Source organism: Sulfurimonas sp. (assembly GCF_019429335.1).
Classification (GTDB): domain Bacteria; phylum Campylobacterota; class Campylobacteria; order Campylobacterales; family Sulfurimonadaceae; genus Sulfurimonas.
This window is the reverse complement of sequence record NZ_JAHYJB010000004.1, coordinates 75,789-99,539: the sequence shown is the minus strand read 5'-3', so window position 1 is coordinate 99,539 and position 23,751 is coordinate 75,789. Positions and strand designations below refer to the sequence as shown.

General features: G+C 37.6%; 22 protein-coding genes. 12 read left to right on the top strand and 10 right to left on the bottom strand.

Going from position 1 to position 23,751, the window contains the following annotated elements; all coding sequences use genetic code 11:
* Window positions 1-23: 23 nt before the first annotated feature.
* The 4 genes from lysS to K0A91_RS03015 are packed head-to-tail and all read right to left on the bottom strand — an operon-like array spanning window position 24 to window position 3,631.
* A complete protein-coding gene (lysS, locus tag K0A91_RS03030) occupies window positions 24-1,538 on the bottom strand; it encodes a lysine--tRNA ligase (protein ID WP_295008025.1) in 1,515 nt (504 codons plus the stop codon).
* Window positions 1,539-1,590: 52 nt separating this feature from the next.
* The gene (locus tag K0A91_RS03025) at window positions 1,591-2,064 is read right to left on the bottom strand and encodes a Fur family transcriptional regulator (protein ID WP_295008023.1); all 474 of its coding nucleotides are present in this window, start codon (window positions 2,062-2,064) and stop codon (window positions 1,591-1,593) included.
* Window positions 2,065-2,066: 2 nt separating this feature from the next.
* Entirely contained in the window at window positions 2,067-2,717 is a 651-nt protein-coding gene (locus K0A91_RS03020) for a CvpA family protein (protein ID WP_295008021.1), read from the bottom strand.
* Window positions 2,717-3,631, bottom strand: coding sequence for a GGDEF domain-containing protein (locus K0A91_RS03015; RefSeq protein ID WP_295008019.1), 915 nt, complete (start codon window positions 3,629-3,631; stop codon window positions 2,717-2,719). The genes K0A91_RS03020 and K0A91_RS03015 overlap by 1 nt, the downstream gene beginning before the upstream one ends.
* A gap of 160 nt (window positions 3,632-3,791) precedes the next feature.
* Here K0A91_RS03015 and K0A91_RS03010 point away from each other — a divergent pair, with 160 nt between their 5' ends.
* On the top strand, window positions 3,792-5,144 hold the full coding sequence (locus tag K0A91_RS03010; protein WP_366511618.1) for a class II 3-deoxy-7-phosphoheptulonate synthase: 1,353 nt from the start codon (window positions 3,792-3,794) through the stop codon (window positions 5,142-5,144).
* Between the two features lie 145 nt (window positions 5,145-5,289).
* On the opposite strand, the gene abc-f is transcribed toward K0A91_RS03010, so the two are convergent.
* The gene (gene abc-f, locus K0A91_RS03005; RefSeq protein WP_295008015.1) at window positions 5,290-7,230 is read right to left on the bottom strand and encodes a ribosomal protection-like ABC-F family protein; all 1,941 of its coding nucleotides are present in this window, start codon (window positions 7,228-7,230) and stop codon (window positions 5,290-5,292) included.
* Between the two features lie 115 nt (window positions 7,231-7,345).
* Here abc-f and K0A91_RS03000 point away from each other — a divergent pair, with 115 nt between their 5' ends.
* A complete protein-coding gene (locus K0A91_RS03000; protein WP_295008013.1) occupies window positions 7,346-8,737 on the top strand; it encodes an MBL fold metallo-hydrolase in 1,392 nt (463 codons plus the stop codon).
* 106 nt (window positions 8,738-8,843) lie between these two features.
* On the opposite strand, the gene K0A91_RS02995 is transcribed toward K0A91_RS03000, so the two are convergent.
* Window positions 8,844-9,671 (bottom strand): universal stress protein, encoded by an 828-nt coding sequence (locus tag K0A91_RS02995; RefSeq protein WP_295008011.1) that lies wholly within the window; start codon window positions 9,669-9,671, stop codon window positions 8,844-8,846.
* A 248-nt stretch (window positions 9,672-9,919) separates the two neighbouring features.
* On the opposite strand from K0A91_RS02995, the gene htpG reads away from it, so the two are divergent.
* Complete coding sequence (gene htpG / locus K0A91_RS02990; RefSeq protein ID WP_295008009.1) at window positions 9,920-11,812, top strand: molecular chaperone HtpG; 1,893 nt, start codon at window positions 9,920-9,922, stop codon at window positions 11,810-11,812.
* A gap of 98 nt (window positions 11,813-11,910) precedes the next feature.
* Window positions 11,911-12,417, top strand: a complete 507-nt coding sequence (locus K0A91_RS02985; protein ID WP_295008007.1) for a hypothetical protein — start codon at window positions 11,911-11,913, stop codon at window positions 12,415-12,417.
* A gap of 5 nt (window positions 12,418-12,422) precedes the next feature.
* On the opposite strand, the gene K0A91_RS02980 is transcribed toward K0A91_RS02985, so the two are convergent.
* From K0A91_RS02980 to K0A91_RS02970, 3 genes are read right to left on the bottom strand one after another with little or no spacing between them, the layout of a single operon-like run.
* Complete coding sequence (locus K0A91_RS02980) at window positions 12,423-12,590, bottom strand: hypothetical protein (protein WP_295008005.1); 168 nt, start codon at window positions 12,588-12,590, stop codon at window positions 12,423-12,425.
* A 6-nt stretch (window positions 12,591-12,596) separates the two neighbouring features.
* Entirely contained in the window at window positions 12,597-12,905 is a 309-nt protein-coding gene (locus tag K0A91_RS02975) for a hypothetical protein (protein ID WP_295008004.1), read from the bottom strand.
* 34 nt (window positions 12,906-12,939) lie between these two features.
* Window positions 12,940-13,245: a DUF3817 domain-containing protein gene (locus K0A91_RS02970; RefSeq protein ID WP_295008002.1), complete on the bottom strand. Its 306-nt coding sequence runs from the start codon at window positions 13,243-13,245 to the stop codon at window positions 12,940-12,942.
* A 144-nt stretch (window positions 13,246-13,389) separates the two neighbouring features.
* Between K0A91_RS02970 and K0A91_RS02965 the strand changes: the two genes are divergently transcribed.
* The 3 genes from K0A91_RS02965 to K0A91_RS02955 are packed head-to-tail and all read left to right on the top strand — an operon-like array spanning window position 13,390 to window position 16,764.
* Window positions 13,390-13,620 carry an OadG family protein gene (locus tag K0A91_RS02965; protein WP_295008000.1) on the top strand — a complete coding sequence of 77 codons (231 nt, stop codon included), beginning with the start codon at window positions 13,390-13,392 and terminating at the stop codon, window positions 13,618-13,620.
* Between the two features lie 8 nt (window positions 13,621-13,628).
* On the top strand, window positions 13,629-15,428 hold the full coding sequence (locus K0A91_RS02960) for a biotin/lipoyl-containing protein (protein ID WP_295007998.1): 1,800 nt from the start codon (window positions 13,629-13,631) through the stop codon (window positions 15,426-15,428).
* Window positions 15,429-15,432: 4 nt separating this feature from the next.
* The gene (locus tag K0A91_RS02955; RefSeq protein ID WP_295007996.1) at window positions 15,433-16,764 is read left to right on the top strand and encodes a sodium ion-translocating decarboxylase subunit beta; all 1,332 of its coding nucleotides are present in this window, start codon (window positions 15,433-15,435) and stop codon (window positions 16,762-16,764) included.
* Between the two features lie 56 nt (window positions 16,765-16,820).
* Here K0A91_RS02955 and K0A91_RS02950 read toward each other — a convergent pair whose 3' ends face one another.
* Window positions 16,821-17,768, bottom strand: coding sequence for a chemotaxis protein (locus K0A91_RS02950; RefSeq protein WP_295007994.1), 948 nt, complete (start codon window positions 17,766-17,768; stop codon window positions 16,821-16,823).
* A gap of 125 nt (window positions 17,769-17,893) precedes the next feature.
* Here K0A91_RS02950 and K0A91_RS02945 point away from each other — a divergent pair, with 125 nt between their 5' ends.
* Genes K0A91_RS02945 through K0A91_RS02925 form a run of 5 tightly spaced genes read left to right on the top strand, consistent with a single transcriptional unit; the run spans window position 17,894 to window position 23,736 of the window.
* Complete coding sequence (locus K0A91_RS02945; RefSeq protein ID WP_295007992.1) at window positions 17,894-18,691, top strand: HlyD family secretion protein; 798 nt, start codon at window positions 17,894-17,896, stop codon at window positions 18,689-18,691.
* Window positions 18,684-20,417, top strand: coding sequence for a molybdopterin-dependent oxidoreductase (locus K0A91_RS02940; protein ID WP_295007990.1), 1,734 nt, complete (start codon window positions 18,684-18,686; stop codon window positions 20,415-20,417). The genes K0A91_RS02945 and K0A91_RS02940 overlap by 8 nt, the downstream gene beginning before the upstream one ends.
* Window positions 20,414-21,598, top strand: coding sequence for an aspartate aminotransferase family protein (locus K0A91_RS02935; RefSeq protein ID WP_295007988.1), 1,185 nt, complete (start codon window positions 20,414-20,416; stop codon window positions 21,596-21,598). The genes K0A91_RS02940 and K0A91_RS02935 overlap by 4 nt, the downstream gene beginning before the upstream one ends.
* Window positions 21,555-22,757 carry a TolC family protein gene (locus tag K0A91_RS02930; RefSeq protein WP_295007986.1) on the top strand — a complete coding sequence of 401 codons (1,203 nt, stop codon included), beginning with the start codon at window positions 21,555-21,557 and terminating at the stop codon, window positions 22,755-22,757. The genes K0A91_RS02935 and K0A91_RS02930 overlap by 44 nt, the downstream gene beginning before the upstream one ends.
* Window positions 22,747-23,736 carry an SAM-dependent methyltransferase gene (locus K0A91_RS02925; RefSeq protein WP_295008061.1) on the top strand — a complete coding sequence of 330 codons (990 nt, stop codon included), beginning with the start codon at window positions 22,747-22,749 and terminating at the stop codon, window positions 23,734-23,736. Before K0A91_RS02930 ends, K0A91_RS02925 begins: the two co-directional genes overlap by 11 nt.
* The last annotated feature ends 15 nt before the right edge of the window (window positions 23,737-23,751 follow it).

The window sequence follows — 23,751 nt, the reverse complement described above, 5'->3', positions numbered from 1 at the left end:
GCTAAAAGAAGAAACCCTTTTAGCTACTCGTTTTCTTCTTGTTTTTCTTCTACATGTATCGGTTTCATGGCAGGGAAGAGCAGAACATCTCTGATTGAGTGCTCATTTGTCAAAAGCATAACCAGTCTGTCTATTCCTATGCCTTGTCCTGCAGTAGGAGCCATTCCATAGCTAAGAGCTTCTACAAAATCCAAATCCATCTCATGTGCCTCATCATCGCCGCTCTCTTTTGATTCAACCTGAGTTTTAAATCTCTCATATTGATCAACAGGGTCGTTTAATTCGCTAAATGCGTTTGCAATCTCGCGCCCTGCAATGAAGAGCTCAAAGCGTTCGGTAATATCCGGATTTTTATCGTTTCTTCTGGCAAGAGGAGATATCTCAACAGGATACTCCGTGATAAAAGTTGGATTTATCAGTTTCTCTTCAACGTATTCGTCAAAAAGTTCGCCTTGGAGCTGTCCAAGACTTAAACCGTTTTTTACTTGAACATTGTTGCTCTTTAAAAATGAAATAATCTTATCTTTGTCGTTTACTATATCCTGCGGAACCCCACCGATAGTGTATAGTGACTCTATAAGCGGCACTTCGCTAAACTTGCTAAAATCAACCTCCAAATCTCCATATGGAAGCTGCGTAGGAAGGTCTAGATGGTCAAACAGATATTTGAAATACTCTTTTGTAATCTCTATGAGATCTTTGTAAGTTTTGTATGCCCAATAGAACTCAATAGATGTAAACTCAGGGTTGTGGGTAGCATCCATGCCCTCGTTTCTAAAGTTACGATTTATCTCAAAAACAGCCTCAAAACCGCCTACAATCAGTCTTTTAAGATATAGTTCAGGGGCGATTCTCAAATATCTGTCTATGCCAAGCGCATTGTGGTGTGTTACAAATGGCTTTGCATTTGCGCCGCCTGCAATTGGGTGCATCATAGGAGTTTCAACCTCTAAAAAGCCTTTATCTTCGAAGAAGCGGCGAGTTAGAGAGATAACTTTAGAACGGATTTTAAATGTCTTGCGGACATCGGCGTTCATGATAAGGTCAAGATATCTTTTTCTGTATCTTGTCTCTTTATCTGTAATACCGTGAAACTTCTCAGGAAGCGGAGATATAGCCTTTGTCAGAAGTTTAAGCTCGTCTGCATGAAGTGAAAGCTCGCCTTGACCAGTTACAAACGGGAAGCCTACAACTTCAATAATATCCCCGACTTCTATATTCTTTTTGAAAGTTTCATTGTAAAAATCTTCACCTATATTGTCTCTTGCAACATAAACTTGCAGCATTCCGCTTTCGTCTTCTATCTTTATAAAACTTGCTTTGCCCATAATTCTAAAAAATTTTATACGTCCGCTTAGTGTGTAGTTGCGATTGTCATCTCTTTTATTCTCTTTATGAAAAATGTCTGTGTTTACATTTAAAAATTTTTCAATAGTCGTATTTCTTCTTGAATCATTAGAGTAGGGGTTTATCCCCTCTTTTTTTAGAAGTTCTGCTTTTTCAATTCTTTGTTGAATAAATTTATTATCAAAAATCAATAATTTTTCCTTTATTTTTTTTTGCGGAAACTTTACTTTGTAACCGCACTTGCTAGTTTTGGCACTCTTTGCAGATACCGTAAATCTGCATTGAGTGGTCTTTCATGTCAAAACCGAGTTCCTCGGCAATTTTGTGTTGGCGCTCCTCTATCTGCTCGTCCACAAACTCGGTGATGCTTCCGCAGGCAGTACAGATAAAATGGTCGTGGTGGTGTTTTGCGCCTAGTTCATACTTCTTCCCTTGAGCTCCAAAAGAGAGAGACGTTACCATGTCTGACTCTTCTAAAAGAGATAGAGTTCTGTAAACAGTTGCTATCCCCGTGTTTAAATCAGGAAACTTTTTTTGGATAAGGTTATGAAGCGACTCTGGCGTCAAATGTTCATCCGAGTTGTAGAGAGTCTCTAAGATAACCTCTCTTTGAATTGTAAATTTTAGATTGTTTTTTTTAAGCAGCTGCTTAAACTCCTCTAAGAGCTGTTTATAAGCTATTATCTTGTCGTTGAAGTCAGTAGTTATATCAGACATATCTATTTATCTTTTTCATTTGATAGATTTTGTTCCGCTGATTGGACTAGTATACTTTTGGTATCTTCCACAATTTTTTGAGCAGTGCTTTGCAGGGTCTTGTCAAGATCATCTGTAACAATTTCAGAGTTTTTATTCAATTTGTCGTTTATGTCGTTAGAAATTTCGATTGGGTCAATCTTCATAATAACACTTCCAGTCTCTACAAGCACAGGAAATATAAAGCTGTTTTTCATAATTGAGTCAAGATTTGGTTTCATCGCTTTTATGTTGTATGTGGCATACGCAATTACAGAGGCGATAAGAAAGAATTTGCTCGCACTAAATACAAACCCAAACATTTTATCAAAAATGCCAAGACCGCTTAGGGAGCTTAGTCTTTTAAATATAGCTCCGACCATAATCATAAAGAGCCAAAAAAGTGCAAGTGTGACTAAAAAGCCGGTAAAACTGACTGCTGCACTGTTTTCAAATTTTAAAACTGCATCATTTATAAATTTGCCTACGTCGTCGCCTATTCTTGACGCCAAAAAGATACCGCCGATTATGCCGATAAGACCGAAGAGCTCTTTAAAAAAGCCGTTAATTATCCCTTTGAGCCCTAAAAAAAGAACTAGTATGGATATAACAATGTCAAAATAACTAAAGTCCATTACTCAATTACCTTAGAAACCATATTTTTTCCGTTGTGCTTAGAAGCGTACAGTGCTTTATCTGCCCTAGATAGAAGCGAATCTGGAGTATCCGTCGGACTAAGTTTTGTCAATCCTATACTTGCCGTAACAGATATTTTCTCACCCATATAGATGAGTTTGTTTGAGCTGATAAGTCGCAGAAGTCTGTTTGCTATAAGTTCGCACTGTTCATCGCTGTTGCGGTTTATGATTATAGTAAACTCTTCTCCGCCAAATCTAAAGATTTTATCTCCGTCTCTGAGTGTTTTTCTTATAATATTTGAGATAAAGATTAGAATTTTATCACCGGAAATATGACCATATGTATCGTTGATTTTTTTGAAGTTGTCAACATCCATCATTAGTACATGCATATGGTACGGTATTTCTTTATTTGCGCATACTTCTGTGAGATATGCGCTTAGCGCTCTGCGGTTAAAAACCTTTGTAAGAGGATCAAGATTTGAAGTCTGCTCTAATGTTTTTACTTTTTGGGTTAATTCGGAAATTATGTTGTTTGCTTTTTTTACTTCGTCTATCATATGGGATTGAATCTCATTGAACTTGCTTGTAAGCGTCTCTAAATCAATTTTTTTGGAGTTACAATCCTGTAGTGTTTTTCCTTGCAAGAGTGCCAACTCTCCAAATTTTTCATTTGTGTCTACATAAGAGGTTATGCTTTGGTTAACAAGTTCTTTGTATGAGTTGTTAAAGGCGGATTTTGCATGCTCTATAGAGTCTATGTCTTCCTCATTCATATTTGCGACAATGTCGATAGCATCTTTTAAATAGTTTATTACTTGTGCTTTTGTAGCTTTTTTATCCGCATCTATGCGCTCAATAAGGTTTTCATATATCTGCTCGACAAGCGCTTTTAAATCTTTTTTTTTCATAATGATACAGTCCATAAAAAAATATGTTGCATTGTACAATTTTAAGGATAAAAAATAGCTTTTTTTGAGTCTTATATTCTTTAAATTGTAATCAGTGCTATTTTAGGTACTCTTATGTAAAATACCAAAAAAAATTTATATATAAAGAAAAAAAGGTTTTATTATGAGTAATTGGACTCCTTCTAGCTGGAGGCAGAAGCCTATTGTGCAGCAGCCGACATACCAGAATTTAGATGAATTAAACAAAACTCTAGATGAGTTAAGAAATTATCCGCCGCTCGTTTTTGCAGGTGAGGCGCGCTCCTTAAAAACTCAGCTGGCTAATGCTTCTGATGGAAGAGCGTTTTTGCTTCAAGGGGGAGATTGTGCCGAGAGTTTTAGCGAGTTTCATGCCCATAACATTCGCGATACGTTTAAAGCAATTCTTCAGATGGCCGTGGTTATGACATATGCAGGCGGGCTTCCTGTGGTAAAAGTAGGGCGCCTTGGCGGTCAATTTGCAAAGCCTCGTTCGAGTGATAGCGAAACAATAGACGGTATAACTCTTGATGCTTATCGCGGCGACATCATAAACGGCGTGGATTTTACTCCAGAGTCTCGCAAATCAGACCCGCAAAGAATGATAAAAGCGTATAACCAGTCGGCGGCAACACTGAATCTTCTTCGTGCTTTTGCATCTGGCGGATTGGCTGATTTGAACGAGGTTCATAAGTGGAATTTAGATTTTACGCACCAGAGTAAAATAAGCAAAAAATATGAGGATTTGGCAGAAGAGATTGGCAAATCGCTCAAATTTATGGAAGCTTGCGGAATAACCTCAAAAACGCATAGAACGCTTAGAGAGACTGATTTTTACACATCTCATGAGGCGCTTTTGCTTCCATATGAAGAGGCTTTTACAAGAAAAGATTCTATCACTGGCGATTGGTATGATACTGCTGCTCACATGTTGTGGATTGGCGACAGGACGCGCCAGCTTGACGGCGCACACGTAGAGTATATGAGAGGCATAAAAAATCCTATCGGCGTAAAAGCAGGACCGACTATGGAGACTGATGATTTGATAAGATTGTGCGATGTGCTTAATCCTGAGAATGAAGCGGGCAGATTAAATATTATTGTAAGAATGGGTGCCAACAAGGTTGCTGATGGTATGCCAAGACTCATCAATGCAATTGAGCGCGAGGGAAGAAAGGTTCTGTGGAGCTGTGACCCGATGCACGGCAATACAATAAAGTCTTCTAATAACTTTAAAACACGTCCCGTTGATGCAATATTGGCTGAAATGAAGCAGTTTTTCCAAGTTCATAAGGCAGAAGGCACGTTTGCAGGCGGTGTCCATTTAGAGATGACTGGTAAAAATGTAACTGAGTGTATCGGCGGTTCATTTATCGTAACAGAAGAGGATTTAAGTTCTCGTTACCATACTCATTGTGACCCAAGACTAAACGCTGACCAAGCTTTAGAGTTGGCATTCTTAATAGCAGATACTCTAAAAGAAGCTCAAAAATAAATTAACAACGATACTTTTGCTCAATTTTTTCGTTAAAATTGAGTGAAATTTCGTCATTTGCTACAAGTAAACTCATCAGTTTAACTCAATTTTGCCTCTAACTTGAAACAGAATCATTTGTTGTTATATGGCTTGTTATTACTATTTAGTTGCTATTTATCTCTTCCTCTTTTTCTTGAATTGTTAGCAACTCTTCCACTTTTTCTTCATATAGATTTTTAAGCTCTTCAAGCTCATGTGCGAGTTGTGTGATGCCTATTTTTTCATAACATGTAGGATTTGCAAGGCAACTGTTTTTTTCATCTATTTTGGCCTCTAGTTCGTCTATTTCAATTGGTAGTTTTTCAAGCGCCATCTTCTCTTTAAATGTAAGTTTCAGCTCTTTTGGCTTGCTCTCTTTTGCCTTTGGCTCTGCTTTTTGACTCTCTTTTTCCAAGTCATTAAGCTCTTTTAACTCACGTTCTAGCTCCAAATACTCGGTATAACTCTGGTAACTCTCTTCAATGTACTTATCATCTTTGAAAATAAAGAGTTTTTTAGCAATCTTATCCACAAAATATCTGTCGTGGCTTACGATAATTACCGCTCCGCTGAAGTTAATCAGCTGTTCTTCTAGAATATTGATAGTCGGTATGTCCAGATCGTTTGTTGGCTCATCGAGGATGAGAATATCAACATCTTTTGTAAAGAGCAGAGCTAGTGCGATGCGGTTTTTCTCTCCACCGCTAAGAATACCTATCTTTTTGTCCAAAAACTCTCTTGGAAATAGAAAATTTTTCAGGTATCCGTAAACGTGCATGTCACGCCCTCTGACGCTTACTCTGTCTCCGCCGTGTGGGCAGAATGTCTCTATGAGATTTTTATCATCATCAAGCATTTCACGGTGCTGGTCAAAATATCCTATCTTAAATTCGCCTCTTTTAATAACTCCCTCTGTAGGCTCAATACGTCCTAAAAGAGCTCTAAGCAGGGTTGATTTTCCGCTTCCGTTTGCTCCCACGATAGCTATTACGTCTTTTTGAAGAATTCTTGTGCTGAAGTTTTTAAAAAGCACTTTATCCCCGACGGATAGACCTAGATTTTCAACTTCAAATAACATTTTCTGCTTATTTATGCTTTTGTCACGGTTAAAATGTTTAGCTTCCCGTTCCAACTCAAGCGTCATTTTTTTTATCTTTGATGGATTTGTTTTGGCATCTTCTCTTAAAGACAAAAGACGCTCTTTTCGCCCCTCATTTCTTTTAAGTCTTGCTTTTACGCCTCTTGAAAACCACTCGTTTTCGCGCTTTAGTATTGTAAGCAGAGTCTCATGCTGCTTTTCCAGAGTTCGCATATACTCCTCTTTTTGAGAGAGGTAGTTGCTATAACCGCCGCTGTACTCTCTAATGGAGCAGTCCTCGACTTCAACACTTTTTGTAGCAACTCTGTCAATAAAGTATCTGTCGTGGGATATAAAAACAAGAGTGAACTTCTCTTTTAAAAGCAGCTCCTCTAAAAATTCAACCATGTAGACATCTAGGTGGTTTGTCGGCTCATCGAGGAGCAAAATATCCGGTTTTTGAAGAAGCAGCGATGCAAGAGCTACTCTTCTTTGTTCGCCTCCGCTGAGCATAACAACAGGTTTGTTTTCATACTGTTTTAAATCAAAGTGCTGGATGATACGCTCTATCTTGTCGTCAAGATTCCATGCGTTGTGGTGTTCTATATAACGCGAGAGCATCTCATGTTCGTCAATTAACGCCTTGTTCTCAAAATTATCAGCTAAAAGAAGCGAAAGAGCGTTATATCTATCTTTTGCACGGTTAAGTTCATCAAGTCCGGCTTCCACAGCTTCTCTGACGCTGTCACCCTCTTTAAATTCAGGCTTTTGGGAGAGCATTTTTACCTCTAAATTTTGTCTGATAATTCTCTCTCCGGTGTCTTGTTCAAGTGTACCGTTAACTATCTTCATAAGAGTGGATTTACCGCTTCCGTTTTTACCTATGATGACGATTCTCTCACCCTCATCAACGTGGAAATTTATATTTGTTAGGATTTTTTGCGCTTCGTAGTGTTTTGATATGTTGAGTAGGTCTATTAATGCCATTGAGTGTTTGATTTCCCCTGGTAAAGTGTGTTGTATTATAGTATAAGTTTCATAATAGTTAAATTTGAATATAATCAAAAAAGTTTAAAAATAGCGCTTAATCAAGGATTGAAAAATGGCAACGGTAACATCTTACGGAGCGGCTCAGACAGTAACTGGATCATGCCACTTGATAAAAATAGGTTCGATAAAAATTTTAATTGACTGCGGCATGTTTCAGGGAAACGGCAGAGGTGATAAAAACTATGACGATTTTGAGTTTGACCCCTCTAAAATAAACTATCTTATATTGACGCATGCTCATCTTGACCATATTGGAAGAGTGCCAAAGTTAATAAAAGAGGGCTTTAACGGCAGGATTATAGCAACAAAAGCCACCAAAGATATCGCAAGAATAATGCTTCTTGACAGCGCGAATATACTTCGGGAGGAGTACAAAACCCTCCGAAGAAAAGCACTCAGACGTGGTGAGGAAGAGACAATTTCAGAGCCTCTGTACTCAAAAAATGACGTTAAAGATGTTTTTGCAAAAAAATGGCGCACTTTAGACTATTTTGAGGAGTACAAACTGAAACAACATATAAAAGTCAGTTTTGGAAATGCCGGACATATTATGGGAAGCGCCTTTGTTATGCTGGACTATCAAGATGATAATCAAAAGTATAAGCGCATGGTTTTCTCAGGAGATATAGGTTCCCCAAACAGGCTGATTATAGACAATCCAGACAATATTGGCAATGCTGATTTTCTCTTTATAGAGTCAACTTACGGAGACCGCAAGCACAAACCGCTAGAGCAGAGTATCGAGGAGTTTAAAGAGGCTGTTATCTCAACTTTGAAGCAAAACGGCAATGTTATCATCCCCTCATTTGCTCTGGAGAGAACCCAAGAGATACTCTGGCTGCTTCACGAGATGCATGACAACGGCGAATTGCCAAAATGCCGTATTTTTATGGATAGTCCGCTTGCAATAAAAGCGACAAAGCTATACAACCGTTATCCTGTACATTTAAGTGATGAGCTTCACTACAGCGGCGGGGACCCATTCTCGTTCGCATGGCTTGAACCAACTACTACTCGCGATCAGTCTATGGCAGTAAACAAAACAAAAGAGCGTTCTATTATTATCGCAGGAAGCGGTATGTGCAACGGCGGACGCATTATGCATCATCTAAAACATAGACTTTGGAACCCCAAAAATGCGATTGTGTTTGTCGGATATCAGGTTAGGGGAACACTCGGGCGAAGCATAGTGGACGGTGACAAGCATATAAGAATTTATGGAGAGGATATTGTTGCAAAGGCAAAAATCTACACAATCAACGGGTTCTCTGCCCATGCAGACCAGAGTGAACTTATTGAGTGGATGAGACCAATCGAAGGGTTGAAAAACATCTCTTTGATACATGGTGAAGAGGATAAAATGGAGATATTCGCAGAAGCTATCAAGAGTGAACTCGGACATGAAGCAAATATTATGGTTCATGGAGTTACGATAAAGCTTTAGGGGGGGGGGTTGTAGGGAGATTTGTCCCTGCCAATAAAACGAAGTTTCTTTAGAAAACGGACGTGTTCGTTTTATTGTGTAACATGATGCAGTAAGCTTTATTGAATTATTTCACGACAAGAACATCGACTTCAGACTGCTCTAAAACATCAAAAGCGAAAAAGTTGACACTCTCTTTTGCGTGTATAACAAGTAACTCGTATGTTATATTTTTAAGTTCATCTTTTATAAGCTTAGGGTTTAGAGAGCTATGGATAGATGCCGTAGCAACACTTATATTTGAAGGCAGAGCCAAAGATTTTAAGAACGACTCTATATTTTCTTTTGATTCTGCTTTTACTCTCTGATTGTATTCGCTAATATCGTTCTCATTTAGTCCATACAGTCCAAGTTTATTATCAACAGGAAGATAGAAAAGATTTACCAAAGTAGTTTTTGATTTTGGAAAAAATTGCGTTACTTTTTTGATAGCCGCTGCAGATTCATCTGACATGTCGGTCAGTACCAAAATATTTTTATAATCAAGTTCGTGTTCGCTTTTCATGACTAAAACCGGTGTTTGAGCGTTTTTGACTATCTCTTTTGTGTGTGACCCCATAAGAAGTTCGTTTAGAAAATGCGTCTCTCCGCTATTGCCCATAATTATTACGTCAGCATTTAAAATTTTAGCGGTGTTTGCAACTTGAGTTTTTACTTTTCCGCTTACACAGTGATAATTCTCTTTTTTTATAGAGCCAAAACTTTTGATAAGCTCCAAAAAGCCTCTCTCTTTGATAGAGTCTAAATCCATTTTTTTTGAAAAAAATGAACTCTCTATGACATTAACAACGTGCAATTCACCACTCATTTTTTTTGTAAAATCAATCGCTTTTTCAAGAACAGCAGAACTGCTTTTTGAAAAGTCAAAAGCAACCAATGTTATAAATTTTTCCATAAAAACTCCTATTTTAAATAATAAATCACCACGCTACATAGGAGGCAAAGTTACATTTTCTAAGATTATAACTAATTTATATTATGTTTTTGCTAATATTGCTTTAATAAAACAGCTCCAACCATTTCTAATAACTATATACTAAATAAAGTTTAGTACTATAGACTAAAGTTAGTTGATTGTAGTTGCATTTATTAACCTTTTTTTGTTAAAATGTCGAAAATATTTTAACAAAAAGGATTCAAAAAATGGCTAAACATCAATTTCAAACAGAAGCAAATCAGATATTAAATCTTATGATTCACTCACTCTATTCAAACAAAGAGATATTCCTCCGTGAGCTGGTTTCTAACGCATCGGATGCACTTGACAAGCTTAACATGTTAGTTTTGACTAATGATGCTTACAGGGGTGTGAATTTTGTTCCTCGTATAGATATAGTGGCGAACAAAGAGGCAAAAACTCTTACAATCAAAGACTCAGGTATTGGTATGAATGAAGAGGATTTGATGAATAACCTCGGAACCATTGCAAAGTCAGGGACAAAAGCATTTTTGGAAAATCTAACTGGTGATCAAAAGAGAGATTCAAATCTAATAGGTCAGTTTGGGGTAGGTTTTTATGCTTGTTTTATGGTTGCGCACAAGGTTGAAGTGACTACGAAAAAAGCTGGTGAAGAGCAGGCATATTTGTGGATAAGCAAAGGTGATGGGGAATTTGAGATAGAGAAGAGTGCTCAAGACGGACACGGAACTACGATAGTAATGCACCTAAATGAGGAAGAGAGCGAGTTCTTAGACAGCTATAGAGTTGAGAGCATCATTAAAAAATATTCAAACCATATTCCGTTTCCTATTTTTATGGATAAAGAGAACTATATTCCTGCTAAAAAAGATGATGATGGCAAAGAGATTGAGCCCTCAAGAACAGAAGTTGAAAACAAGCAGATTAATCGCGCAAATGCGCTTTGGACAATAGCGAAAAGCGAGATAAAAGATGAAGAGTATAAAGATTTTTACAGCTCAATAGCGCACTCTTCAGAAGAGCCTCTTGCTTGGATGCATAATAGAGCAGAGGGCGCAATAGAGTATACTACGCTGTTTTATATCCCTTCAAAAGCACCGATGGATCTGTACAGAGTCGATTATCAAACAGGAATCAAACTCTACATTAACCGTGTCTTTATAACGGATGATGAGAAAGAGTTAATGCCGACTTACTTAAGATTTTTACGCGGTGTAATTGACTCTAAAGATTTACCTCTTAATGTCTCTCGTGAGATTTTGCAGTCAAACGCGGTTATGGCAAAAATCAAAAATGCCTCTGTTAAAAAAGTTCTCTCAGAGCTATCAAAAATGGCAAAATCAGAGAAGCAGAAGTATGAAACATTCTTCAAAGAGTTTGGAAATGTTTTAAAAGAGGGGCTTTACAGCGACTATGGCAATAGAGAGAAGATTTTAGAGCTTATAAAATTCAACACTCTAAATTCTGATGAAACGGTTATGCTGGAAGATTTTCTTAAAAATGTTGATGAAGCTAAAAAAGAGATTTATTACATCACCGGCAAGAGTCCAATATCTATGCTGAAAAACTCTCCTGCACTTGAGAGATTTAAATCTCTCGGCGTTGATGTTTTAGTTTTAAATGAGGAGATTGATACTATTATCTTCCCAATGGTGACGGAGTATAAAGAGTATAAATTTGTACATGTAAGTGATGCAAAGTTCCAAGAGAACGAAGATGATAAAAAAGCACACGAAGAGACAGTTAAGAGCTACGACGGGCTGACTAAAGAGTTAAAAGATGCACTTGGTGAGAGCGTGAAATCGGTTGAAGTGACGTTTGACTTAGTTGACTCTCCTGTAAAACTAAAAGAGGATAAAGATGACTCAGCATATATGATGGCCAAAATCATGAGACAGATGGGTCAAAGCGGAGATATGCCTACTCCTGTGCCAATTCTTCAAATAAATCCTCAACATGAATTGATTATAAAACTAAAAGACTCCGTTGACCAAAACTTAATAAGCGATGCAGCTCATGTACTGCTGGATCAGGCAAAGCTTTTTGAGGGCATTGTGCTTGATGATACTGCCGGCTTTATTTCAAGACTAAACAGAATTATTGCAAAAGCAATATAATTAACTTTATGGGTGCATTTGTAGCACTCATAATCTCTTTATATCTCGTTTTGATATTTTGATTGTGGGAAAGAAAAAAAATATGATATCTTATATCTATGAATGAAAACATAAGAGAAAAGAGACGGCCTGAAAACGCAGAACTTCGCCGCAGAATAGATAGATTGATGCAAGAAGGCGACGCATTCATCAAGCAAAATCTTGAACATTTAAGTATATCAGATTATAGCTATGACATTAGTGAAGCAGTTATGGAGCTCTCGCTTGAAGAGGAGATAGTTCACCAACTGATTGAAGACTATGTTATGCAGATTTTAAAATCAAAAATATCATTTTACAAATATATACAAGAGCTAAAAATAGGTATATTGCAAAACAAGCCACTAGACTACACAAACATTAGAAATTTGGCACATAAAAATCTTGGAGTTGTCAGAAATCTTCGCATAAAAGATGCGCAGAGACTGCTTGAAGTGATTATGCGTGAAGATGACTTGGATTATTTAAGATTGTGTGTTAAAGCGCTCGAGATATCTGCCGTAAAACTAAACCCGCCGTGTGCTTACGAGACGCTAAAGCTTATTGCAGTAAAAAGCTCTCTATAAAATTTTTATTTTTGAAGAGATTTTGAAATCTCTTCAAGTAGGTTGGCGGGCTTTTTAATTATTGTTGATTCTTCTGTTTGTGTAGGCAAAACAAAAGCGAGTATGATAAATATAAATGAAAAAATAATACCTGTCACAACAGTAAGGACTATTTTTAGCTTAAACTCGCTCATTCTCTGTTAATCCACTTTGTTGAGTCTGTTTGACGTCATATACATCCAAAACTCTTTGTGTGTATATCCCTTGTTTAGAAAAAATATCTGCAAAATTGCTACTCTGTAGAGAGTTATAGCCATTTTGGCATATGGAATAAAAAGGCTAAGACTTACAAATAGCGACTGCTCTTTGTCTCCCTTTGATTTAATCATCTCTTGTATACCTATATTTTTACTTAGATATAGCCCAAATAGCATTGAAAACAGAAAATTTAGGACAAGTCCAAAAATCATGTATGCAATAAAATCTTGCTCATTCATACCAGCTATCATAAATATATTCCTTTAATTAAGAGAACTATTTTAACTAAATAAAACTTTTTAATTCATAAGTTTTTATTTTATTTTTTGTAAAAAAGGTTCCAAACGGAATAAGCGAAGCTATGAAAAAGATTGCACTCTCTTTAAATGACCACCTAGCCTCCTGCCACGCCTTTACAAGAAGCATGCAGAAAAGTATAAACAAAATCCCGTGAATCATACCGACAATTTTTACAGCTATCGGAATTGCTAAAAGATACTTCATCGGCATTGCTATAAAAAGAAGAGTCAGATATGAGTAACCCTCTATTGTGTTGATTAGTCCGAATTTAACTACATTTTCATTTTTCATAACTTTTAACCTATTATTATTTTGTGAATTATATAATCAAAAAGTAACAATTTGGATCTATATTAAAATTCAAAAAATCTTGCAAACTCTTTTTAAACATTTCTGTTATACAATGGCGCGAAACTTGTTAAAAAGGTATATTATATGGAAACTAACCTTGTGATAGAGGGTCTTAAATTTATGGGTCTTGGGATGGTAACCGTGTTCTTGTTCCTTACGATTTTGATATTTTTGATGACTCTTATGTCAAAAATTTTACATAAATTTTTTCCCGAAGTTCAACCTAATGCGAGTTCTTCATCTAAAAATACTCAAAATAATAAAAAGATAGTTGCTGCAATTACCGCTGCAATAAAACATCATAGAGAAAGTTAAGGATTAATATGGCTAAAAAATTTATAGATGTAATGGACACAACTTTCAGGGACGGCTTCCAGTCGGTTTTTGGTGGTCGTGTATTGATGAACGACTTTTTTCCTGCCGTTGAAGCGGCAAAAACTGCTGGAATAACTCATTTTGAGTTTGCAGGCGGGGCAAGATTTCAATCTTTATACTTTTACTTAAGAGAAGATGCCTTTCTTATGATGGATAAGTTTCGCGAAATTGTAGGACCTGACGCAAATCTTCAAACATTGGCTCGCGGTGTTAACACGGTAATGCTAGATACAGGGTCAAAAGAGCTTATAGACTTGCATGCTAAAATGTTTAAAAAGCATGGCACTACTACAATCAGAAATTTTGATGCGTTAAATGATGTTGAAAATTTAAAATATTCAGCTGAGAGAATAGTTCATCATGGACTAAAACATGAAGTTGTTGTAACCATGATGGACTTGCCTCCAGGATGTTACGGTGCACATACTGTAGAGTTTTATGAAAAAACATTGCGTGAGATTCTAGATAGCGGAATTCCATACAGCAGTATCTGTTTTAAAGATGCGTCCGGAACTTCAAACCCTCAAAAAGTTTTTGATACCATCGCTATGGCTAGAAAACTTGTTCCCGAGGGAACTCATATTCGCCTTCATACTCATGAGACCGCAGGTGTATCTGTGGCTGCATACATGGCTGCGCTAGAAGCCGGTATTGATGGCATAGATATGGCGGCTGCTCCTGTAAGCGGCGGAACAAGTCAGCCTGATATACTAACTATGCTTCATGCTACAAAAGGGATGAGTTACGACCTTGGCGGATTAGAAATTAGTAAGATTTTAACATACGAAAAAGAGCTTCAAAACTCTCTTTCAGACTATTTTATGCCGCCTGAAGCAACAATGGTCTCTCCTATTATTCCATTCTCGCCCATGCCTGGCGGAGCGTTGACGGCAAATACCCAAATGATGCGTGATAACGGCATGATGGATAAATTTCCTGAAGTTATTGCTGCAATGACTGAAGTTGTTGAAAAAGGCGGATACGGTACTTCTGTAACTCCTGTTTCTCAATTTTACTTTCAACAGGCACTTAACAATGTAATGCAGGGTCCTTGGAATGCAATTGCTCCCGGTTATGGAAAGATGGTTCTTGGATATTTTGGTAAAACTCCTGTTGCTCCGGACCCAGAAGTTGTAAGAATTGCCTCTGAGAAATTGGGCTTGCCTCCGACAACAGAGAAAGCGCTTGATTTGGCAAATGCGGATGAGAGCAAATCTTTAAATACTTGGATAAACAAACTAAAAGAGGAAAATATTGAAATAACAGAAGAAAATATTTTCATCGCAGCGGCTTGTCAGGATAAAGGTATCGCTTTTCTTAAGGGAGATGGTGAGTTAAATGTTCGTAAAATATCAAATATGAAAAAAGAAGAAGAAGGAAGCAGAAGTATGGGTAGCGGAAATTATACAGTAGTGGTAGACGGTCAAAAATTTAGTGTTCAGGTTGCTGAGGGTGATGCAAACATTCAGGTTACTGCGGTAAATGGCGAGAGTGCAGAGTCATCAACCCCAAAGGTTGTTGCAACATCAGGTACACAGCTAGACATAAAAGCTCTGCTTCCTGGAAGCGTTTGGAAGATAGTGGCTAACCCGGGACAAAGTGTAAACGAAGGTGATGTTATTCTTATTTTAGAGTCTATGAAGATGGAGATAGATATAGTTGCACCAAAGGGCGGTGTAATTAAGTCTATCAATGTTGCTACAAATGATAAAGTAGTTGAAGGTCAAGTCGTAGCAGTACTGGGATAATAATATGAAGTTTATTATAATAAAACTACTTACTCTTATGATGCTGCTAAGCGCAACAGCAATACATGCAAGTACTAGCAGTAATGCAGCATCTTCCGAGGATTCAACTCACAAAGAGGAGACGTACCAAACTCAATCATTTTTTGATATGATTGACGGTTTTTTAAAATCAACAGGTATAAATGCTCTTGTAAATCCAAATCCGAATGAAATGAACTCTCACGGCGAAGCGATGAGTGATTTTCATAAGTCTTGGGGCAGGGTAATTATGATTTTAATTACATTTTTGCTTTTCTATCTTGCTATTGCAAAAGGTTTTGAACCTCTTCTTCTTCTACCCATAGGTTTTGGTGGACTTTTAGCTAATATCCCTATTGCAAATATGGCGGGTCCAGATGGATTTTTGGGCATTATTTATAGTATGGGATTGGCAAATCAACTCTTTCCTATTCTAATATTTATGGGTGTTGGAGCGATGACTGATTTTGGACCGCTATTATCAAACCCAAAAACAGCGCTTTTAGGCGGTGCCGCTCAGTTTGGAATATTTGGAACGCTTGTAGGCGCTGTTGCGCTTGCCGAATATACTTCAATATTTGACTTTACACTGCAGCAGGCTTCTGCAATATCAATAATCGGCGGTGCTGATGGACCGACCTCCATCTTTATATCCACACAGCTCGCACCCGAGCTTCTTGGTGCGATTGCGGTTGCATCTTACTCATATATGGCAATGGTTCCTATAATCCAGCCTCCTATCATGAGGGCACTTACAACTGATGCCGAGAGAAGAATAAAGATGAGTACAATGCGCCATGTTTCTCGCTTGGAAAAATTGATCTTTCCTATTATGGTTTTAGTATTGGCAATTTTAGCGCTCCCAGAGGCTACTCCGCTTATAGGTGCATTTATGTTTGGTAACTTCTTAAAAGAGAGCGGTGTTGTTGATAGACTCTCGGATACTATGCAGAATGCGCTAATCAATATTGTAACTATATTTCTAGGACTTGCAGTTGGTTCAAAACTTGCGGCTGATCAATTCTTGGTTGCGGATACTCTAGCGATTTTAGCTCTTGGTATAGTTGCATTCTCTGTTGGAACAGCGGCAGGTATAATAATGGCTAAGATTATGAATCTTTTCCCAGGAAGCAAAGTAAATCCTCTAATAGGTTCCGCCGGTGTATCTGCGGTTCCAATGGCGGCTCGTGTATCTAATAAAGTGGGCATGGAATATGACCGCTCAAACATGCTTCTGATGCATGCTATGGGTCCAAATGTTGCGGGTGTTATCGGTTCAGCCGTCGCTGCCGGAATTCTTATCTCTCTATTTAAATAGTTTTTCTTTGCAACTTATAATATTCCCTTTTGAGAGGGAATATTTAAATCTGTATGTTACTTATTTTGGTTCATTATTGAGATAATAAGCGGAATGATATTTTGGCTTTTTGTCTTATCTACAAATCCGTCCGCCCCTAAAACTTCAGCCTCTCGCTTATTGTTTGAACCTGTCATGGAACTGTTTACGATAATAGGAATCTGTTTTGTTTTTGAGTTGCTCTTTAGTAGTTTTACAACGGTAAATCCAGACATCTCTGGCATCTCTATATCCGTAATAACTGCCGGAACTTTTGACAGATTCTCGCCGAGCGCATTTATGTAGTCGACAAGCAGTTTTCCGTTGTCAAACATTTTCATAGATAGGTTTGCGTTTTCAAAAATCTGTTTTAGGTGTCTTTGTGCTGTTTTAGAATCCTCGGCAATTAAGACAGTGCCGTTTTTTAGTTTTGCGGGCACTTCCATGTCTTTTAAGTTTGAAGGTGATTCAAATACATCAACCATGGCATGAGGTATGACGTCTGCCAAAAGTTTTTCGTAATCCAAAACAAGGCACAGACTTCCGTCTTCTAGTCTTGTGTCGTTAATAACTACGTTATTTTCACCCATTCTGTAGCTCTCGGGCGCATGCATCTCGTTCCAGTTCTTTTTGATAACCCTGAATGCGGACATTATTCTAAGCCCGATAATGATTCCGTTAAAATCACAAACCAAAATATTTGACTTTTTAACTTCATCTTTGGTTAGAGTTATTCCTAACCACAGGGGCAGGTTTAGTATTGGAATTTGCAGTCCGCGAAGAACAATCGTGCCTTCAAGCAATGGATGTGAAGAGGGTATTTGTGTAATATAGTGATTTTTAGATTCTACTACCTCTCGTGTTTTAAACACGTTAATGGCATAATACGCAGAGTCGGATTTGTCACTGACTCTAAATACCAAAAGCTGTAATTCATTATTTTTTGCAAGATTTGTAGCAGCATCAACTTTATCTAAAACAGACATTCACACCCCTTAATTTATACTAAGCAGATGGTACCAAAAATATGATGAAATATGCTTGAATGTTAATAATGAAATGGTAAAATATCTACAATTATTTAAGGGAAACCTTACAAAAGGCACTGTTTATGAAACTTTTTATTCCAATCTTCTTAATGCTCACAACTTTACATGCAAAGGTATATTACTCAAAAGTTGAGCCGTATGAGATGAGGGATATCTCTTCAAATATTTCAGGGTTGGTTGTATTAGCCGATGAGGATTTGGTTGGGAAAAAACTCTCAAATGAGCCTTATATAAAAATAGATTCAGAGATTGACCAAAAAGATTTGAAACTGCTAAGAGAGAAGCTGATGTATATAAAAAGCATCGTCGAGATAAATGAGGCTGTTTTGATCAATTTAGATGAGTCACTTGCGAAAAAAAGAGAAAATTACAAAAAAATTGAGCCGCTTAAGTTTAAGTCATCTGTAGAAAAAGATAGAGAGTTTTATGACTTGATAACGAGCGAGAATCTCTATCTCAACACAAGAAAAGAGATTCAAAATTTAAAGATTCAAATGGCGGATTTAAGATTGAGAGAGGCGCAGCTTCAAAGAAGTATAGAGGACAAAAACTTGGTAGCAAAAGATTTTGTTCTCTACGAGATGCTTGTCAAACCAGGGCAGGTTGTAGGTGTGTCTACTCCTTTGGCTAAAGTGGCTGATGTATCAAAAGCTATACTGACTGTTTATCTTGATGAGCCGGATGTGATTGACGCTCATAAAAAAGTTCTCTATATTGATGGTGAAAAAACATCCTATAAAATATCAAGAGGTTTGAGTATTGCAGACGGCAAAAACATCTCAAAATACATGGCTCAAATTGTTATAAAGTCGCCAAAGATCTTCTCTAAATTGGTCAAGGTAGAGCTTAGAGATGAGTAGCATAACAGCATGTCCTCTTGACTGCTACGATGCGTGTGAGATACTCTTTGAGGAGGGCAAGCTAAAAGGTTTGAAAAACGGACATACGCAGGGCTTTTTATGTCCACACATGAACCATTACGAAAAATATGAGACTATTCAAAAACCAAGATATAAGGGCACGGAGATAAGCCTTGATGAGGCTCTTTTAAAATTAAAAGAGATGATTTGCTCTTGCGAAAAAAGCGAAGTTCTTCACTACCGCGGAAGCGGAAATTTTGCCTTAATGCAAGAAGTTACAGACCACTTTTTTGCTTCTTACGGCGCTGTTTTAACAGAAGGGACTTTGTGCGACGGGGCTGGTGAAGCAGGGATAACAGAGGGCAGAGGAAGCAATAAAAATATGCCTATACATGAGGTGGCAAAATCAGAGGTAGTTATATTTTGGGGCAGAAATCCCCATACGACCTCCAGCCATCTATTGCCGCTAATAAAAGATAAAACTGTTATCGTCATAGACCCGATAAAGACAAAAATAGCAAAAGCGGCTGATTTGCATATACAGTTAAAGCCACATACAGATCTCTTTTTGGCGATGCTTCTTAGCCGTTTTTTACATATTGAAAACGGATGTGATGAGGAGTTTTTAAACGAGTTCGCTAGCGAGTATGAAGATTATTATGAGTTGACGCAAAATTTAAGAATAAAGGCTATTTTGGATTCAATCGATGTATCACTCGGTCAGCTTGGAAATTTGTTAGGGCTTGTAAAAGATAAAAAAGTCGCAATAGTTTGCGGTGTCGGCATGCAAAAATACAGCGACGGTGTTGACGTTATGAGAGCTATCGACGCATTCGCTGCTATGCTTGGATTATTTGGCAAAGAGGGGTGCGGAGTTGGTTATCTAGGCTCTTCAAGAGAGGGAATAACATCTCCGTTTAACAAAAAAAGTAAAAAAGTATCAAAAGTAAATACTGAATTTAACGACTTTAAAACAGTTTTCATTCAAGGCGCAAATCCTCTCTCACAGATGCCAAACTCCGCTAGAGTAAGAGAGTCTATCGGCAAGGTGGAAAATGTAGTATATTTCGGCTTGTATGAGAATGAGACGAGTGAGATTGCGGATTTGATAATACCGGCTAAGAGCTTTTTATATAAAGACGACGTAAGAACCTCGTACTCTCACAATGTGATGTCGTTTATGCCAAAGGTCGCACAGAGCAATGTAGGAATAAGTGAGTATGATTTGTGCACATATCTATGCAAAGAGTTTGGTGTTACACTTGAGAGTGAAGAGTTTTATATCAGACATTTTAAAAATTTTGCAGTACAAAAGATTGACGGCTCATGGTATGTTGAAAATAGAGAAGAAGTGCCATATAAAGATGGTTTTGACACGAAGAGCAAGGAGTTTGCATTTTTAGATGAGCTGGACTCTAAGGTTGATGATAATGAGGGTTTTCATCTGATTACATGTAAAAGCCCGACAAGCCTAAATTCGCAGTTTAACCGCCAAGAATACCTCTTTTTGCACAGCTCTTTAGGTTTTGATGAGGGTGAAGTTGTAACAGTCAGTTCGGTTGATGGAAGTGTTAAGCTAAAAGTTAGACATAATGATGATTTGCGTCGTGATTGTGTTTTGATTTACAGCGGTACAAAAGGGGTGAATAATTTAACTACCCACAAGCACGCATTAAGCACAAAAAGTGCAATATTCCAAGAAAATAAGGTGGAGATTAGCAGATGAATAATATAGTTGATTTAGATAAAAAATATGTTTTACCGACTTATGCAAGAGCAGACGTTGAGTTTGTAAGCGGCGATAATGCGCGTTTGGTTGATGCCGAGGGCAAAAAATATGTCGATTTTGCCTCAGGAATTGCAGTTTGCAGCGTAGGACATGCAAACAAAAGAGTAAACAATGCAATCTGCAAACAGCTCTCAAATATTACTCATACTTCAAATCTTTACTATATAGCACCGCAGGCTCGTGCTGCACAAAAAATTGTTGATGCTAGCGGATACGATATGAAGTGCTTTTTTGGAAACAGCGGAGCAGAGGCAAATGAGGGTGCCATAAAGATAGCTAGAAAGTTTGGCGAAAAAGATGGCGAAGTTAAGAGATATAAGGTCATAACGCTTCAGCACTCTTTTCACGGCAGAACGATTACGACGGTAAAAGCGACAGGACAGGAGAAGATGCATAGCTATTTTGGTCCATATCCTGATGGCTTTGTATATGCCGATGATATCAATCACGTAGCATCTCTTGTAGATGACCATACTTGTGCAGTTATGATAGAGCTTGTTCAGGGCGAAGGCGGAGTTCAACCGCTTGATAAAAAAGCTGTTCAAGAGTTGGCAAAATTTTTAAAGTCAAAAAATGTCCTGCTGATAATAGATGAAGTGCAAACCGGAGTTTACAGAACAGGAAAGTTTTTAGCGGCAAACTATTATGAGATAGAGCCTGATGTTGTTACGCTTGCAAAGGGTCTTGGCGGCGGCGTTCCTATCGGTGTCGTTATGACTACTTTAAAGGATGTTTTTAGTGCCGGTGACCACGGCTCAACATTTGGCGGAAACTTTTTAAGCACGACTGCTACATGTGAAGTAGTTGATATCTTAAATGAGATTTATGAGAGCGGCGAACTTCAAGAGAGTATAGACTACTTCGATAGTGAGTTAGAAAAATTTTACAATGCTCACAGAGATGTTTTTACTTCAAAAGTAGGCATAGGGATGATGTGCGGATTGCGTGTTAAAGACGGTGATACGCTTACAAAAATCATCTACAAAGCAAGAGAAGAGGGCGTAATAGTTCTTAAAGCAGGACGAGACACGCTTAGACTTCTGCCTGCACTAACAATTACGAAAGAGGAAATAGATGAAGGTTTCATATCTCTTAATCGCGCTCTTAGCTCTCTGTAACACGCTGCTTTTTGCAGAGGAGAAGTTAGAGAGTTATATATCGGAAAATAAAAAAGAGCAGTTCAGATACGACCAAGATAAAAACGAGGCTGAGAGTTCGAAGCTTCGTGACTCTTGGATTGCTCCTCTGAATTTAAACTACAGTTATTCAAAAAGCAACCCTTTTGGGGATGAGCAGACTAATGAGAATGCTTCTATTAAAATGGATCAGCCGATTTTTCAAAGCGGTGGAATCTATTTTGGAATTAAATTTGCCGAGGCTTCCAAAATTTATGCAGACTATTCGATAGATGTTGCAAAAAGAAAGTTGGTTAAAGATGCTATCTCACTTTTAATGCAGATAAAACAGATGGATTTAAAGATAAATAAGCAGAAGCTGCAGATTGAGAATTCTGAGATTAGTCTTGCACAGAAAAAAGAGGATTATTTAAGCGGGCAGCTTGATTCAGGATTTTTGGACAGTGCAATAGTGGAGAGAAATATTTTAATACAGTCTCTCTACGACCTTGAGACAAACAAAGAGAGGCTTATTTCAAGATTTAACGCTATAAGCGATATGGACTATAAAGAGGCTGTAGTGCCGAATATAGAACTCATTAGCGAGAGTCAGTTTTTGGAACAAAATATAGTTTTGGGTATGTCTGAGAGCGAGATAGTAAAAAACAGATACTTCAAGAGTATAACTTTGGCAAAATATCTTCCAAAGGTAAGTTTAACTGCCGGATACAACTGGGACAAAAGTGACACAATTTATCAATTCGGCTCAAATGAGAAGGATTACTACAATTATGGTATTAGGGTAACGTTGCCTCTTGATATAAACAGTTTTAGAGATGTTGAATCTTCAAAAATAAATTATTTAAAATCTGTGATTGTAATTGAAGACAAAAAACGAGAGCAAAAAGCAATCTTTGAACAGGTTATGCAAAATATAGATAATTTTGAGAAGAAAAAACAGCTGAGTGTTGAAAATAGAGATATATATGAAAAACTGCTCGAAGATACAAAAGCGCTCTTCAATGCTGGATATAAAACTCAGTATGATGTAGAGCTTTTACAAAACTCTGTGGATATTCAAAAGATTGACGTAGAGATATTTGAGATTGATAGACAGCTTGAACTTTTAACGCTCTATGAGATGTATAAAGATGAGATTTAGCGACTACATGTCGGAGTGGCTATATGGAAAAGATGGCTACTACGCGACATACAAAGATATAGGCAAGGGCGGAGATTTTTACACCTCTGTCAGCACAAGCAAGTTTTTTGGCGGCACTATAGCAAAGCATATTATCTCTCTTGTGGACGAGGGCTTTTTGAATGAAAATGCGACAATATGTGAGATAGGCGCGCATCACGGCTATTTTTTGGCGGATGTAGCAGAATTTATATATACACTTAGACCGGAACTTTTAAATAGTTTTAATTTTGTCATAATAGAGAGATTTGAGTCACTTCAGGAGTTTCAAAAAAATTATTTTGATGAGAGTTTTGGAGACGCGGTCAAACTTACGCACTATAAATCGTTAAGAGAGCTTAAGTGCAAAAATGGTTTCTTTATAGCAAATGAGATATTTGACGCATTCCCATGCGAGCTCTACTACAAAGGCAAAAGTGCCAGAGTAGACGGTCATGAAGTCATTTTTGACGTGGATGATGCATGGGTGGAGCAAAAAGCAAAAAAATATCATAAAGATAGAGGCGAGATAGCTCTAGGATATGAAGAGTTTGCAAAAGAGATGACATCTACATGTAAGAAGTTTGAGTTTATGAGTTTTGACTACGGAGAGATGCAGGCTCGTCCTGATTTCTCACTTAGAGTTTATTCAAAACATGAGGTTACTCCTTTTTTCGATGAAAATCTAAAAAAAGATGAGCTTTTTGCAAAATCAGACATTACGTACGATGTTACGTTTGAACATGTAAAAGATGCCTTTGTTGAAGCTGGGGTGGAGTTTGTAGAGTTTAAAACTCAAATGGTCGCGCTTATAAATATGGGAATCTTGGAGCTTTTGGAGATTTTAAAAGAAAAAGCAGGCGAGAAAATCTACAAACAAGAGCTTGAGAAGGTAAAAATATTGATAATGCCAAACTTTTTGGGTGAGCGCTTTAAGATGATACGTTTTAGAGGGGAGTAAATTCCAGACATATAA